The following is a 12473-nucleotide window of genomic DNA, read 5'->3' as shown; positions in this document are numbered from 1 at the left end:
GGCCGCGCCAACCTGATTTTTTGAGGGCCTGCTCCAGCACGCTTATCCCGTGCAGGTCAGGCTCGCTCCACTTGCGCCAGTACGCATACACGTTCTGCCACTTGGGAAACTCCGGCGGAAGAAACCTCCACTGACAGCCTGTGCGCAGTAGGTAGAGCACCGCGCAGAACACCTCGTAGAGATCCAGCTCTATGGGCTTGGTACTGCGCCGAACGCTGCGCAACAAGGGCTCGATCTCGGCGAACTTCTCTCTGCTTATGTCGCTTGGGTAGGGCTTTCTTTTCACCAAGCAATTGTCGGCTCTAAAAAGATCGTAAACAGGCTCTAAGATATCCATTCCAACCCACCCGGAGACACGCTTTCCCATGTCCGACCTGAATGCCGCCTTCGAAGCCGCCGTGGCCCAGTCCAAGAACCTCAGCGAGCGCCCGGACAACCCGACGCTGCTCAAGATCTACGCGCTCTACAAGCAGGCCACCGCGGGCGACAACGCCGAGGCCCGGCCCGGCTTCTCCGATGTCGTGGGCCGCGCCAAGTGGGACGCGTGGACCAGGCTCAAGGGCACGGACGGCGATGCGGCGAAGCAGCAGTACATCGACCTGATCGAATCGCTGAGCTGATCGCCGCCGCGCGGCGACCGCATCAATCCGCAGTTGGCGGGGGCACTGCCCCGCCCGGCGCCGGCAGCGCGGCGCACAGCTCCCGCAGCCGTTCATTCGGCGGCAGCGCGGCCAGCCGGCGCACGGCCTGGTAGAACCGCGGCCAGTCGCGCCCCTCCCGCTCGAACAGCGCCTCGAAGGCGGGCACGAGCTCGTCGTAGGCAGCCTGCGCCCCGAAGGCCGCGTTGTTGGCTTCGGCCACCCAGCGGTCGTAGCCCGCGATCTGCGCGGGCTGCGTGCCCTGCGTCAGCCAGCCGGCACGCAGCGCGGCGTACCGGGCGCGGAATTGTTCCATCGCCCCGCGCTTGTGTCCGGGCAGGTCGGAGGCACCGGCCTCCCGGGCGTAGATCGCCGCCAGCCGCTCGCGCGTGTCGCGGGCCAGGCCCCGGAACGCGGCGCGCCGTTCATCGCCCAGCGCATATTCGGCCCGCGCCTGCGGCGTGGCGCGCTCGGCGAGCCAGCGGGCGACCCCGAGCCGCTCGACCGCCGTGGCGAACGATTCGTTGAACATCGTGTCGCCGTTGGCATAGACCACCTGGTGGGCCAGTTCGTGGAACAGCAGCCGCACGAACTCTCCCTCGGGCCAGCCGATGAAGGTATTGAGCAGCGGATCCCCGCCCAGCCAGTTGGTGTAGCCCAGCGTGGAATAAGCGGGCACGCCGTACACGGCCGTCTCCAGCCCGTCCGCGGCGAGACGTGCGGCCTGCGCCCGTGCGTCGCCTTCCGCGAAATAGCCCCGGTAGCCTATGCAGCCGGTGATGGGAAAGCACCAGGTGTGCAGCGTGAGCGAATCGGGCGGCGCGGCCACCACGTTCCAGACGGCCGCATGGCGGCCCAGGTCGGCATAGCGCCGGTAGCTGGCGTTGTCGGGCAGGTGCAGCTCCGTGACCGCGAACGCCCGCGCCTTCCGGGCGAGTTCCAGCCGGGTCCGCAGCGGCTCTGCGGTGTCCGGCCGCGCGATCCAGTCGTCCACCGGCTCCGCCGCGCGCATGATCTGCAGGTGGCCGCGTACCGATTGCCAGTAGTAGCCGAGCGTGTCGCCGGTATGGGCGCAGCCCGCGAGCAGGGCGCCCGCGAGGCCGACAGCCGCGAGGCGCGCAGTGCGGGCAGGGGATGGGGGCAGGAAATGCATGGGGCAGGGTCGGGCGCACAGCGGGCGTGAAGTGGAAGTGGAGCGGCCCGCAGGAGCACGGTGGAGTGTACGGAGCGGTGGCCGGTTCCCGGCCGCGGCTCCCTAGAATGGCGCCATGCCCCACGACCCCATTGCGCCTGCCGCCGAACCGGCGCCCACCGTGGCCGCCGCTCCCGCATTGCCCGAAGGGCTGTTCGCGGAAGGCCTGGCCGAACCTGCGCGCTGCTTCTGGTGCCGCGCCACGCCGCTCTACCGCCACTACCACGACCATGAATGGGGCTTCCCGGTGAGCGACGACCGGCGCCTGTTCGAAAAGCTCTGCCTGGAAGGCTTCCAGGCCGGCCTGAGCTGGATCACCATCCTCAACAAGCGCGAAGCCTTCCGCGCGGGGTTCGCGAACTTCGATGCCGAGCGCATGGCGGATTTCGGCGAGGCCGAGGTGGCGCGCCTGCTGGCCGATCCAGGCATCGTGCGCCACCGCGGCAAGATCGAGTCGGCCATCCGCAATGCGCGCCACGTGCTGGAGCTGCGGCGCGAATTCGGCAGCCTGGCGCACTACGTGTGGCGCTTCGCAACGGCCGTGGCCGAGGGGCGGCCCGAACGGCTCACGCTGGCGGCCGCGAAGTCGCTCACCACCGCACCGGCCGCCGTGGCGCTGTCGAAGGACCTGAAAAAGCGCGGCTTCGGCTTCGTCGGGCCCACCACGATGTACGCCTTCATGCAGGCCATGGGCCTGGTCAACGACCATATCGAGGGCTGCGCCACGCGCGAGGCAGCCCTGGCCGCGCGCGCCGCGTTCCAGGTGCCCGGCCCCCGCTGACCCGCGTTCCACCGGGCTGCGCCGGTCAGCGCGCGATCCCGGCCAGCTGCCAGAGGGCGAACGCCGCGAGCATCGCCGCGCTCGCATGGCCGACGGCCTGGCGCGAGCGCCGGCCGAAACGTGCGCGCAGATGGCCCACCACGGTGCTGAGGCCGATCCACCACAGCGCCGAGCCCGCCACCACGCCGAGCACCATGGTGCCGGGCATGGCGGTTCCGCCACGGGCTGCCGCCGCCCCGAAGATCGCGACGAACGACAGGATGGTGGCCGGATTGGATAGCGTGAGCAGGAAGGTGCCCGTGAAATGCCGCCACAGGCCCGCGCTCTCCGGCGCCGCCGCGGAGGCTGCGGGTGCCGGTGCGCGGACGATCCGCCAGGCCATCCACAGCAGGAAGGCCGCGCCGGCCAGCGCCAGCGGGACGCGCACGGCCACCAGGGTGTCCACCAGCCCGTGCACGCCGAACGCCCCCACGGCCCCGTAGATGCCGTCCGCCGCGGCGGCGCCCAGCCCGGTGGCCAGCCCCGCGCGCGGGCCGGTGTTCAGGCTGCGCTGGATGACCAGCAGGCCGATGGGCCCTACCGGCGCCGCGATCGACAGGCCGATCGCCATGGAGGACAGGAAGATGTGCAGAGGATCCATGCCCCGATCGTAGGAAGGGGCACGCCACGGCCGAAGCGCCTTTTTACGGCCATCATGCGGTCTGGCCATTCTTTTTCTCGTGGAAGGTGCCCATGACCGAATCACTGCATCTCGACCCCCGCGGCTGGAAACTGATCGAGGCGCTGCAGGCCGATGGCCGCGCCCCGCTCAAGACGCTGGCGCGGGCCGCCGGGCTGTCCGTCGCTGCCACGGCGGAGCGCATCCGGCGGCTGCAGGAGGCAGGCATCGTCCGGGGCATCCATGCCGACCTCGATCCCGTCAGGCTGGGCCTGCCCGTGCAGGCGGTCGTCGGCATCACCACGGCGCAGCCGCACAAGCAGGCGCTGCTGGAGGCGCTGCGGGCCCGGCCGGAGGTGCTGGAGTGCCACCATGTCACCGGCGCCGATTCCTACCTGATGGCAGTGGCGGTCTCCAGCCTTTCCGCGCTCGAAGGTTTCCTCGGGGACATCAACCGCTGGGGGGAAACACGCACCGCCATCATCATGTCCACGCCCATTCCGCGGCGCGGCCTCCGGTCCGCGGGCGGGGCGGCCGGCTGAGGCGCCCGGGCCGCCAAAGAAAAAGCCCTCGCTGGCGAGGGCTTCGGTGCAAGGGGGATGCAAGGGGGCAGCGCCGGCGCGGGCCTGCCGCCTCGCAGGGCTCAGCCGCCCTTCTTGGAGCGCTTGCCGGGGTTCTTCTTGCTGCGCGTGGCGACGCCGCGCTCCAGGCTCACGCGCTGGCCGCGGCCACCGGTGGGCAGGGACATGCCGGGCAGCGGCTTCGGTTGGGGGGTGCGCTTGCGGTCGGCTTCGGTAACGATCTTGTTGCCCATGGTGAGTGACTCCTGCTGGAACGTGCTGTGAAAACCCTCTATTAAGCCATAGACGCGCCGGAGGGCGTTCTGGCGGCCGGGTTTGTAAGACAGTTGCCATTGACGCTCGCCATGGCGAGGTCCAACATCCGCCCCATGAATCCCCTGCTGCGCGCCCTGGAAGAGCGGCTGGCCGCGTCGCCGGTCGGGCTCGCGCTGGAGCTGCCCGGGGGCGAGCGGCTGGGCGTGCGCGACGCACGCGTGGTGCTGCGCTTCCGCGACGCGATGGCGCTCGCCGCCCTCGCGCGGGGCAAGGTGGGCGACGTGGGTGCGGCCATCGTGGAGGGCCGCGTGGCCATGGAAGGGCGCGTGCGCGACCTCATGGCCGCGGCCGGCGCCCTGCTGCGGGGCGATCCGGCGCACGGGGCGTCCCACTGGGGCGCCGCGCTGGCGCACCGCATCCGCTCCTACCGCCTGCACACCCTGGGCCGGGACGCGCGGCAGATCCAGTTCCACTACGACCTCTCCGACCGCTTCTACGCCCTGTGGCTGGATCCGCGCCGCGTGTATTCCTGCGCCTACTACCGCGACACGGACATGACCCTCGCCCGGGCGCAGGAGGCCAAGCTGGACCACATCTGCCGCAAGCTGCGCCTCGCGCCGGGCGACCGCTTCCTGGACATCGGCGCGGGCTGGGGCGGGCTGCTGCTCTGGGCCGCGGAGCACTACGGCGTGGAAGGTACCGGCATCACGCTCTCGCGCAACCAGCACGCGCACGTGGCGCGGCTCATCGAGGAGAAGGGCCTGTCCGGCCGGGTGCGCATGCTGCTGTGCGACTACCGCGACCTGCCGCGCACCGCACAGCGGCCTTTCGACAGAATCGCCTCCGTGGGCATGTTCGAGCATGTGGGGCGGGCGCGCCTGCCGGAGTATTTCGCCTGCGTGCACGGCCTGCTGCGCCCTGGCGGGATGCTGCTCAACCACGGCATCACCGCGGGCGGCGTGGACAACGACCAGCTCGGTGCCGGCATGGGCGACTTCATCGAGAAATACATCTTTCCCGGCGGCGAACTGGTGCACGTGGGCGCCGTGCTGCACGACATGGCCGGCGCCGGCCTGGAAATGGTCGATACCGAGAACCTGCGCCCGCACTATGCGCGCACGCTCTGGGCCTGGTCGGACGCGCTGGAGGAGCGCCTCGGCGAGGCCGAGGCCATCCTGGCGCAAGAGGCCGGTGCCGATCGCGGGGCCAGGGTGCTGCGCGCCTACCGCCTCTACCTGGCCGGCAGCGCCATGGGATTCGAGCGCGGCTGGATGGCGCTGCACCAGATGCTTGCCATCCGGCCCGACGGCCGCACCGATTCCGGCCCCATGCCGGGTGCGCAGTCCGGCTACCCTTTCCAGCGCGGCTACATGTACGAGGGCCTGCCGCGCGCTTCCTGACCAGGCCCTGCCTTCCTACCTGTCCCCTTCCCGATCCATGCTCTACAAATTCAAGTCCCGCGCCACGGCCGACATCATCATGCTGCAGTCCCACGGCCGCCAGATCCTGCAGGCGATCGGCAAGTCCCCCGACGATGCGCACGGCATCATCACGGCCGAGCAGATTCCCGCGGCCATCCAGGCGCTGGAGGCCGCGGTGGCCGCCGACGAGGCCCGCCGCGCCGAGAGCGGCGAGGTGCAGGACGATGCGGCCGCCGAGGGCCGCGAGGAGCGGGGCGATCCCGCCGAGGCGGTGCGCCTGCGCCAGCGTGCGGCCCCCTTCATCGACATGCTGCGCCGCAGCGCCGCCGAGGGGCGCGAGGTCACCTGGTAGCGCGCCGCTCAATCCACCTTGGCGCCCGAGGCCTGCACCACGCGGGCCCACTTGGCGTGCTCGGCCTGGATGTGCCGCGCGAACTCGGCCGGCGTGTTGCCGCCGGGAATGGCGCCCTGTGCCAGCAGGCGCTCCTTCACCGCAGGCGACGCCAGCGCCTTGGCGGTCTCCTGCTGAATGCGGCTGACGATGTCGGCGGGCGTACCCGCCGGGGCCAGCAGGCCGAACCATGAACTGGCCTCGTAGCCCTTGAGCGCCGGGCCGCCGGCCTCCTCCACGGTGGGCACGTCCGGCAGCGCCGGGGACCGGGTCGCGCTGGTCACCGCCAGTGCCTTGAGCTTGCCCGCCTTGATCTGCGCCATGGAGGAGGGCAGGTTGTCGAACATCACGTCCATGTTGCCGCCCACCATGTCCAGCAGGGCCGGCCCCGAGCCGCGGTAGGGCATGTGCAGCATGTAGGTGCCCGTCATGCTCTTGAACAGCTCGCCCGCGAGGTGGATAGAAGTGCCGTTGCCGCTGGAGGCCATGTTCAGCTGGCCGGGATGGGCCTTGGCGTAGCGGATGAAGTCCTGCACGCTCGAGATGCCCTGCGCGCGGGCCTTCTCGGCGTTGACCTCCATCACGTTCGGCACCGCGGCCACCAGGGTGATCGGTACGAAGTCCTTGATGGGGTCGTAGGGCAGCTTGCCGTAGAGCGCGCGGTTGATGCCGTGCGTGCCCACGGTGCCCATGAGCAGCGTGTAGCCGTCGGCCGGCGACTTGGCGACGATCTCCGCGCCGATGTTGCCGCCCGCGCCCGCGCGGTTGTCCACCACGAACTGCTGGCCGAAGGCGCGGCCCAGCTCGGGCGCGACGGCCCGCGCGAGGATGTCGGTGGTGCCGCCCGGGGCGAAGGGCACGACGATGCGCACGGGCTTGGACGGCCACGTGTCGGCGCGCGCAGGGGATTGCCAGGGCGCGAGTGCGGCGCCTGCGAGCAGCGCGCAACCCAGGACGGTGGCGCGGCGGCGGCGCACGGCGGCCTCCTGCACGGCGGCAGCGGCATGGGCGCGTGGGCGGCGGGAGGTCGATGCGTCGGCGGACAGGGGCATGGGAGAGGGCCTTTCGGAAACCGGGGATCGGTGGTTTCGTTGTAGGCCGGGGGCCGCGGCGGCGGCAGATGGATAACCCTGAAGCCGCGTGGAATGTGCCCCGGCCGGCACTCTTTGAGAAAATCCGGAACCGCCCGGCATACATACCCCTGGAAATTCCCGGAGCCGCCCTGCGTCCCGAGAACGTCCATGTCCGCCCCTCCTGCATCCGACACCGACCCGCGCAGCCCGTTTCCCCTTCACGGGAGGGGGGTGCGCCAGGCTTCTGCGTGCCATCGACTGGAGCCGCCACGCGCTCGGCGATCCCCATGGCTGGCCGCCGGAGCTCAAGGCGGCCGTACGCACCACGCTCAGTTCCCGGTTCCCGATGATGGTCCACTGGGGCGACCGGCTGCGCACCTTCTACAACGACGCGTACGACGCGAGCCTGGGCCGCAAGCACCCGGGGCATCTGGGGGAGCCGGCCTTCGACTGGTGGTCCGAGATGTGGGACCAGCTGGAGCCGTTCTTCACGAAGGTGCTGGCCGGGGAGAGCTTCTACACCGAGGACGCGCGCTACACGCCCGACCGCGACGGAGCGGCGCGCGAGGCCTATTTCACGCACTGCCACAGCCCCATCTGGGACGACGAGGGCCGGGTCCGGGGGATTTTCCTGGTGGTGACCGAGACCACCCGCCTCGTGCTGGCCGAGCAGGGCCGTGTCCGCGAGGAGCGCAGGAACCGCCAGATCCTCGACAGCGCGCGGGCCTGGCCACCAGCTGGAACGAGGGGGCCTGCGCGTTGCTCGGCTGGAGGGAAGCGGAGATGCTCGGCCAGCCCGCGGACCGCCGCCCGCGCGAGGAAAGGCGCCTGACGCTCCTGCACGGCTCGGCCGGCGGCGAGCGATGGCATCTGTGCAAGGACGGTCAGCGCTTCTGGGCCGGCGGCGAGATGACGCCCCTGAAGGACGAGGCGGGCCAGGTGCAAGGATTCGTCAAGATCCTGCGCGACCGCACGGAGCTCGAGCGCCTCAACATCGAGCGCGACAATGCCGTGCGCGAACTCGGGCAGCTCAACGACAACCTCAAGGCCCGGGTAGTCGAGCAGGCCGCCGACCGGACCGGATCCGGCACCTGTCCACCGACGTGATGGACGTGTGCGATGCGAATGGCCGGCTCCTGGCGGTCAACGACGCGTGGGGTTCCATGCCGGGCTGGCCCGAGGAGGTCCTGCTGCGGTCCCACTTCCTCGACCTGGTGCATCCGGAGGACCGCGACCCGACCATCGCCGAGCTGCGCCGGCTCGACCAGGGCCACACGACCCTGCGTTTCGAGAACCGCTTGCGCTGCCGCGACGGCAGCTACGGGCGCGACGTTACCGAGCAGCGCAGGGTCGAGGAACGGCTGCGCCAGAGCCAGAAGATGGAGGCCATCGGCCAGCTCACCGGCGGCATCGCTCGTCCACCGCCTGCTGGCGTTCTCGCGCAAGCAGACGCTCGATCTCCAGCACGTGGACGCCAACGCGCTCGTCCTGGGCATGGAGGAGATGCTGCGGCGCACCCTGGGCGAGAACATCCGGCTCGCGCTGTCGCTGGCCCCGGGGCTCGGCACGGTCCGCAGCGACCTCAACCAGCCCGAGAACGCCTTGCCTACGTGGCGCACGAGGCCGTCGATGCGCCCGCGGCGCTTCAGGCGATGGACGCGCTGGGCACTCCCGACCTGCTGATCACCGACGTGGACCTGCCGGGCATGAGCGGCAGGCAGCTGGCCGATGTCGCCCGCCGGCGCCACCCCGGCTGAAGGTGCTTTTCATCACCGGCTACGCGGATCAGGCGGGCGTGCGCAGCGAGTTCCCCGGGCCGGGGGTGGACATGATGGCCAAGCCGTTCACCATCGAAGCGCTGGCCTGCAAGGTCCGGCAGATGCTGGATGGACCGGCGTCAGTCCGCGTAGGTGCCGGCGGCCTTGATGATGGGCCCCCACTTGTTGATCTCGGCCTGCACGAACTTCTTGTGCTCGGCGGGCTCGACGCGCTGGTCGGAGGCCACCACGGCGCCCAGGCCTTCCTGCTTCCTGATGAAGTCGGGATCCTTCAGCGCGGCCTTGAGGGCTTCGTTGAGCCTGGCCACCACTTCGGCGGGCGTGCCCTTGGGTGCGTAGAGGCCGTGCCAGATGGTGACCTGGAAGTCCTTCACGCCGGACTCGGCCAGCGTGGGCAGGTCCTTGAGCGACGGCGTGGAGAGGCGCTTGGCCGTGGTGACCGCATAGGCCTTGACCTTCTTGGCCTCGATCTGCGAGGTGGTATTGGTCGTCTGGTCGCAGAGCAGGTCGATCTGGCCGCCGATCAGGTCGGTGATGGCGGGGGCGGTGCCCTTGTAGGCGACGGTGGTCATCTCGACCTTGAGCGCGTTCTGGTAGAGCAGGCCGCACAGGTGCGAGGCGGCGCCCAGGCCGGCGTGGCCCAGGTTGATCTTGCCCTTGTTCTGCTCGATCCAGGTCGCGAGCTCCTTGTAGTTGTTCGCCGGCAGCGAGGGGCGGCCGATGAGCGTCATGGGCACGTCGTTCACGATGCCCAGGTACTCGAAGTCGGTGGGCACGTTGAACGGCAGCTTGCGGTAGAGCGCCGGCATCGTGGCCATGGCGATGTGGTTGAGCAGCAGCGTGTAGCCGTCGGGAGCGGCACGGGCCACCTTGGCGGTGCCGATGCTGCTGCCGGCGCCGGCGGCGTTGTCGATCACCACGCTCACGCCGCCGAGCGGCTTGCGCATGGCTTCGGCCAGGTCGCGGGCGACGCGGTCGGTCGGGCCGCCGGCCGCGAAGGGCACGACGATGGTCACCGTCTTGTCCTTGGAGGGGAAGGCCTGCTGGGCCTGGGCACCGAACACGGCGGCTGCGGCAGCGGCCAGCAGCGCGGTCTTGAATATGGTTTTCATGGCGATCCTTGACTTGAAGACGGGCCATGATAGTCACGGCCTTTCGGTGTCACATCAAGGTAATCACTGAGGCTGCGGACCCCAGGGTTTTAAGCTTTTTTACACGAATGCTACCGTATCCATTGGATTTTTTGCTATAAAAAAGTGAGTGTAAGCTCTGTGCAATGCAACCGTGGCAGGGGCCGTCAACGGTAACTGCGCGCGTCTTCGATCACGCGGCCATCGTTGGGCAAAGCACCCGGCGCGAGCATCTCGATGTCGGCGCGCAGCTTGGTCACCTCGCGCACCGCGGCGGCCAGCCGGTCGGCCAGGCCGCCCGCGGTTTCCGTCGTCTCCACGCGCAGCACGAGCGTGTCGTTGGCCATCTCCCCGCCCACCACCAGGCGCGCGCGCGCCACCTGCGGAAAGCGCCGCGCCACCTCGGCCACCTGGCCGGGGTGTACGAACATGCCGCGCACCTTGGTGGTCTGGTCCGCTCGGCCCAGCCAGCCGCGGATGCGCCGGTTCGTGCGGCCCGTGGGGCAGGGGCCGGGCAGCACGGCGGAGAGGTCGCCGGTGCCGAAGCGCACCAGCGGGTAGTCGGGGTTGAGGGTGGTCACCACCACCTCGCCCACCTCGCCGTCGGGCACGGGGTCGCCGGTGCCCGGACGCACGATTTCCACGATCACGTCCTCGCCGAGCACGAGGCCCTCGCGCGCGGCGGTCTCGTAGGCGATCAGGCCGAGGTCGGCCGTGGCATAGCACTGGAAGGCTGCCACGCCGCGCCCGGCGAACCAGTCGCGCAGCGACGGCGGCAGCGCCTCGCCCGACACCAGCGCCTTGGCAAGGTGCGGCAGCGCGATGCCCATCTCGGCCGCCTTCTCCAGCAGGATGCGCAGGAAGCTCGGCGTACCGATGTAGCCCGCCGGCCGCAGCTCGGCCATCGCCTGCACCTGCTGCTCGGTCTGGCCCGTGCCGCCCGCGAACACGGTGCAGCCCACGGCCTGCGCGCCGCCTTCCATCATGGCGCCCGCGGGCACGAAGTGGTAGCTGAAGCAGTTGTGCGCCAGTTCGCCCGCGCGGAACCCCGCCGCATGGATCGCACGCGCCATGCGCCAGTAATCGGCGCGTCGGCCTTCGGGCTCGTAGAGCGTGCCCGGGCTCGCGAACACCCGCGGCATCGCCGGCCCGAACGCCAGTGCGCTGAACCCTCCGAACGGGTTCACCGCCCGCCCCGCCTGCTGCCGCTCCAGCAGTTCGTGCTTGCGCGTGACCGGCAACGCGGCCAGCGCGCCGCGGCTGTCCACCGCCCGCGCATCCACCTGCGCCAGGATCTCTGCGAACGCCGCCGTCGCCGACCGCGCATGCGCCACCTGCGCCGGCAACGCCGCCATCAGCGCCGCCTCGCGCTCCTCCGGCGAACGGGTTTCGAGGGCGTCGTAGGAATCCATCATGCTCATGCCTTCATCCATGCGGTTGTGCAAACATCGTCAACAGAAATAGTGCGTAAACCAGGCTGCGCGCTTCCGGTACTCAGCTGGGCTCACGGCCCCGGAAACCGCCGCAGCGCCACCCGTCAAATGGCCGCGGAGCAGGCCACGCCAGCAGACGCCGTGGAACCGGCTTCGCCGGGCCACTGGCGTCGTCCCCCTGCCCGCCGTACGCAGTACGGCGAGAGCGGGGGGAAGCGGCGCAGCCGCTCAGGGGGGTGAGTTCCATATCAGGCCAACCAGCGCTTGCGCCGCTTGTAGCTCTTGGCATCCTTGAAGCTCTTGCGCTCCCCGCCGCCCATGCCGAGGTAGAACTCCTTCACGTCCTCGTTGCTGGCGAGGTCGCTGGCGGCGCCGTCCATCACGACGCGGCCGTTCTCCAGGATGTAGCCATAGTCGGCGTATCTCAGCGCCATGTGCGTGTTCTGCTCGGCCAGCAGGAAGGTGACCTTCTCCCGGGCGTTCAGGTCGCGCACGATGTGGAAGACCTCCTCCACGATCTGCGGCGCCAGGCCCATCGAGGGCTCGTCCAGCAGCACCATGCGCGGGTTGGCCATCAGCGCGCGGCCGATGGCGCACATCTGCTGCTCGCCGCCCGAGGTGTAGGCCGCCTGGCTCGTGCGCCGCGTCTTCAGCCGCGGGAAATAGGCATACACCTTCTCCAGGTTCGCCGCGATCTCGCCGCGGTCGGTGCGCGTGTAGGCGCCCGTGAGCAGGTTCTCTTCGATGCTCAGGTGGGCGAAGCAGTGCCGCCCCTCCATCACCTGCACCACCCCGCGGTCCACCAGCGCGGCGGGCGAGAGCTTTTCGATGCGCTCGCCGCGCAGCTCGATGCTGCCTTTCGTCACCTCGCCGCGCTCACCCGCGAGCAGGTTGGACACCGCCCGCAGCGTCGTCGTCTTGCCCGCGCCGTTGCCGCCCAGCAGCGCGACGACCGCGCCCTCCGGCACCGAAAGCGACACGCCCTTGAGCACGAGGATCACATGGTGGTAGATCACCTCGATGCCGTTGACGACGAGCAGCGGTTCACTGGCGGATGGCGGGGCTGTGGTCATGGCTGGCTCCATGGGCATGGTGTGAATTGGCTGTGCGCTCCGAGGCGTGGCGCATAGTGGAGTGCGGCG

At 70.2% G+C, this 12473-nt stretch carries 16 protein-coding genes; 8 read left to right on the top strand and 8 right to left on the bottom strand.

The genetic code is table 11. The features are described 5' to 3' along the window. Nucleotides 1-337 (bottom strand): transposase (locus BLR05_RS23205; protein ID WP_244160161.1); only part of this gene is annotated, 337 nt, incomplete at its 3' end. 28 nt (nucleotides 338-365) lie between these two features. Between BLR05_RS23205 and BLR05_RS23200 the strand changes: the two genes are divergently transcribed. Beyond that, entirely contained in the window at nucleotides 366-620 is a 255-nt protein-coding gene (locus BLR05_RS23200; protein WP_092839553.1) for an acyl-CoA-binding protein, read from the top strand. Between the two features lie 22 nt (nucleotides 621-642). Here BLR05_RS23200 and BLR05_RS23195 read toward each other — a convergent pair whose 3' ends face one another. Beyond that, nucleotides 643-1791: an aminopeptidase gene (locus BLR05_RS23195; RefSeq protein ID WP_092839550.1), complete on the bottom strand. Its 1149-nt coding sequence runs from the start codon at nucleotides 1789-1791 to the stop codon at nucleotides 643-645. Between the two features lie 115 nt (nucleotides 1792-1906). On the opposite strand from BLR05_RS23195, the gene BLR05_RS23190 reads away from it, so the two are divergent. Then, the gene (locus BLR05_RS23190) at nucleotides 1907-2611 is read left to right on the top strand and encodes a DNA-3-methyladenine glycosylase I (RefSeq protein ID WP_092839547.1); all 705 of its coding nucleotides are present in this window, start codon (nucleotides 1907-1909) and stop codon (nucleotides 2609-2611) included. A gap of 25 nt (nucleotides 2612-2636) precedes the next feature. On the opposite strand, the gene BLR05_RS23185 is transcribed toward BLR05_RS23190, so the two are convergent. Beyond that, a complete protein-coding gene (locus BLR05_RS23185; protein ID WP_092839544.1) occupies nucleotides 2637-3251 on the bottom strand; it encodes a LysE family translocator in 615 nt (204 codons plus the stop codon). Nucleotides 3252-3343: 92 nt separating this feature from the next. Between BLR05_RS23185 and BLR05_RS23180 the strand changes: the two genes are divergently transcribed. Beyond that, nucleotides 3344-3811, top strand: coding sequence for an Lrp/AsnC family transcriptional regulator (locus BLR05_RS23180; protein ID WP_192883848.1), 468 nt, complete (start codon nucleotides 3344-3346; stop codon nucleotides 3809-3811). Between the two features lie 101 nt (nucleotides 3812-3912). Here BLR05_RS23180 and BLR05_RS26690 read toward each other — a convergent pair whose 3' ends face one another. Continuing rightward, nucleotides 3913-4083 carry a hypothetical protein gene (locus BLR05_RS26690; protein WP_011793934.1) on the bottom strand — a complete coding sequence of 57 codons (171 nt, stop codon included), beginning with the start codon at nucleotides 4081-4083 and terminating at the stop codon, nucleotides 3913-3915. 135 nt (nucleotides 4084-4218) lie between these two features. On the opposite strand from BLR05_RS26690, the gene BLR05_RS23175 reads away from it, so the two are divergent. Next, nucleotides 4219-5505 carry a class I SAM-dependent methyltransferase gene (locus BLR05_RS23175; protein ID WP_092839541.1) on the top strand — a complete coding sequence of 429 codons (1287 nt, stop codon included), beginning with the start codon at nucleotides 4219-4221 and terminating at the stop codon, nucleotides 5503-5505. 37 nt (nucleotides 5506-5542) lie between these two features. Continuing rightward, nucleotides 5543-5878, top strand: coding sequence for a DUF1840 domain-containing protein (locus BLR05_RS23170; RefSeq protein ID WP_092839538.1), 336 nt, complete (start codon nucleotides 5543-5545; stop codon nucleotides 5876-5878). An 8-nt stretch (nucleotides 5879-5886) separates the two neighbouring features. On the opposite strand, the gene BLR05_RS23165 is transcribed toward BLR05_RS23170, so the two are convergent. Continuing rightward, nucleotides 5887-6969 carry a Bug family tripartite tricarboxylate transporter substrate binding protein gene (locus BLR05_RS23165; RefSeq protein ID WP_092839535.1) on the bottom strand — a complete coding sequence of 361 codons (1083 nt, stop codon included), beginning with the start codon at nucleotides 6967-6969 and terminating at the stop codon, nucleotides 5887-5889. 367 nt (nucleotides 6970-7336) lie between these two features. Between BLR05_RS23165 and BLR05_RS23160 the strand changes: the two genes are divergently transcribed. The 3 genes from BLR05_RS23160 to BLR05_RS23150 are packed head-to-tail and all read left to right on the top strand — an operon-like array spanning nucleotide 7337 to nucleotide 8747. Next, entirely contained in the window at nucleotides 7337-7822 is a 486-nt protein-coding gene (locus BLR05_RS23160; RefSeq protein ID WP_208606056.1) for a PAS domain-containing protein, read from the top strand. Continuing rightward, on the top strand, nucleotides 7750-8097 hold the full coding sequence (locus BLR05_RS23155; RefSeq protein ID WP_208606055.1) for a PAS domain-containing protein: 348 nt from the start codon (nucleotides 7750-7752) through the stop codon (nucleotides 8095-8097). The genes BLR05_RS23160 and BLR05_RS23155 overlap by 73 nt, the downstream gene beginning before the upstream one ends. Next, nucleotides 8097-8747, top strand: a complete 651-nt coding sequence (locus BLR05_RS23150) for a PAS domain-containing protein (protein WP_092839529.1) — start codon at nucleotides 8097-8099, stop codon at nucleotides 8745-8747. Before BLR05_RS23155 ends, BLR05_RS23150 begins: the two co-directional genes overlap by 1 nt. Nucleotides 8748-8887: 140 nt before the next feature. Here the strand turns inward: BLR05_RS23150 and BLR05_RS23145 are convergent, their stop codons facing one another. From BLR05_RS23145 to BLR05_RS23135, 3 genes are all read right to left on the bottom strand, one after another. Further along, nucleotides 8888-9880 (bottom strand): tripartite tricarboxylate transporter substrate-binding protein, encoded by a 993-nt coding sequence (locus tag BLR05_RS23145; protein ID WP_092839526.1) that lies wholly within the window; start codon nucleotides 9878-9880, stop codon nucleotides 8888-8890. 185 nt (nucleotides 9881-10065) lie between these two features. Then, nucleotides 10066-11313 carry a phenylacetate--CoA ligase family protein gene (locus tag BLR05_RS23140; RefSeq protein WP_092839560.1) on the bottom strand — a complete coding sequence of 416 codons (1248 nt, stop codon included), beginning with the start codon at nucleotides 11311-11313 and terminating at the stop codon, nucleotides 10066-10068. 266 nt (nucleotides 11314-11579) lie between these two features. After that, the gene (locus tag BLR05_RS23135; protein WP_092839523.1) at nucleotides 11580-12404 is read right to left on the bottom strand and encodes an ABC transporter ATP-binding protein; all 825 of its coding nucleotides are present in this window, start codon (nucleotides 12402-12404) and stop codon (nucleotides 11580-11582) included. Nucleotides 12405-12473 lie beyond the last annotated feature (69 nt).

The sequence above is a fragment of the Paracidovorax cattleyae genome, assembly GCF_900104515.1.
GTDB classification, from domain to species: Bacteria; Pseudomonadota; Gammaproteobacteria; order Burkholderiales; family Burkholderiaceae_C; genus Paracidovorax; species Paracidovorax cattleyae.
This window is presented reverse-complemented; position numbering and strand designations above follow the sequence as displayed.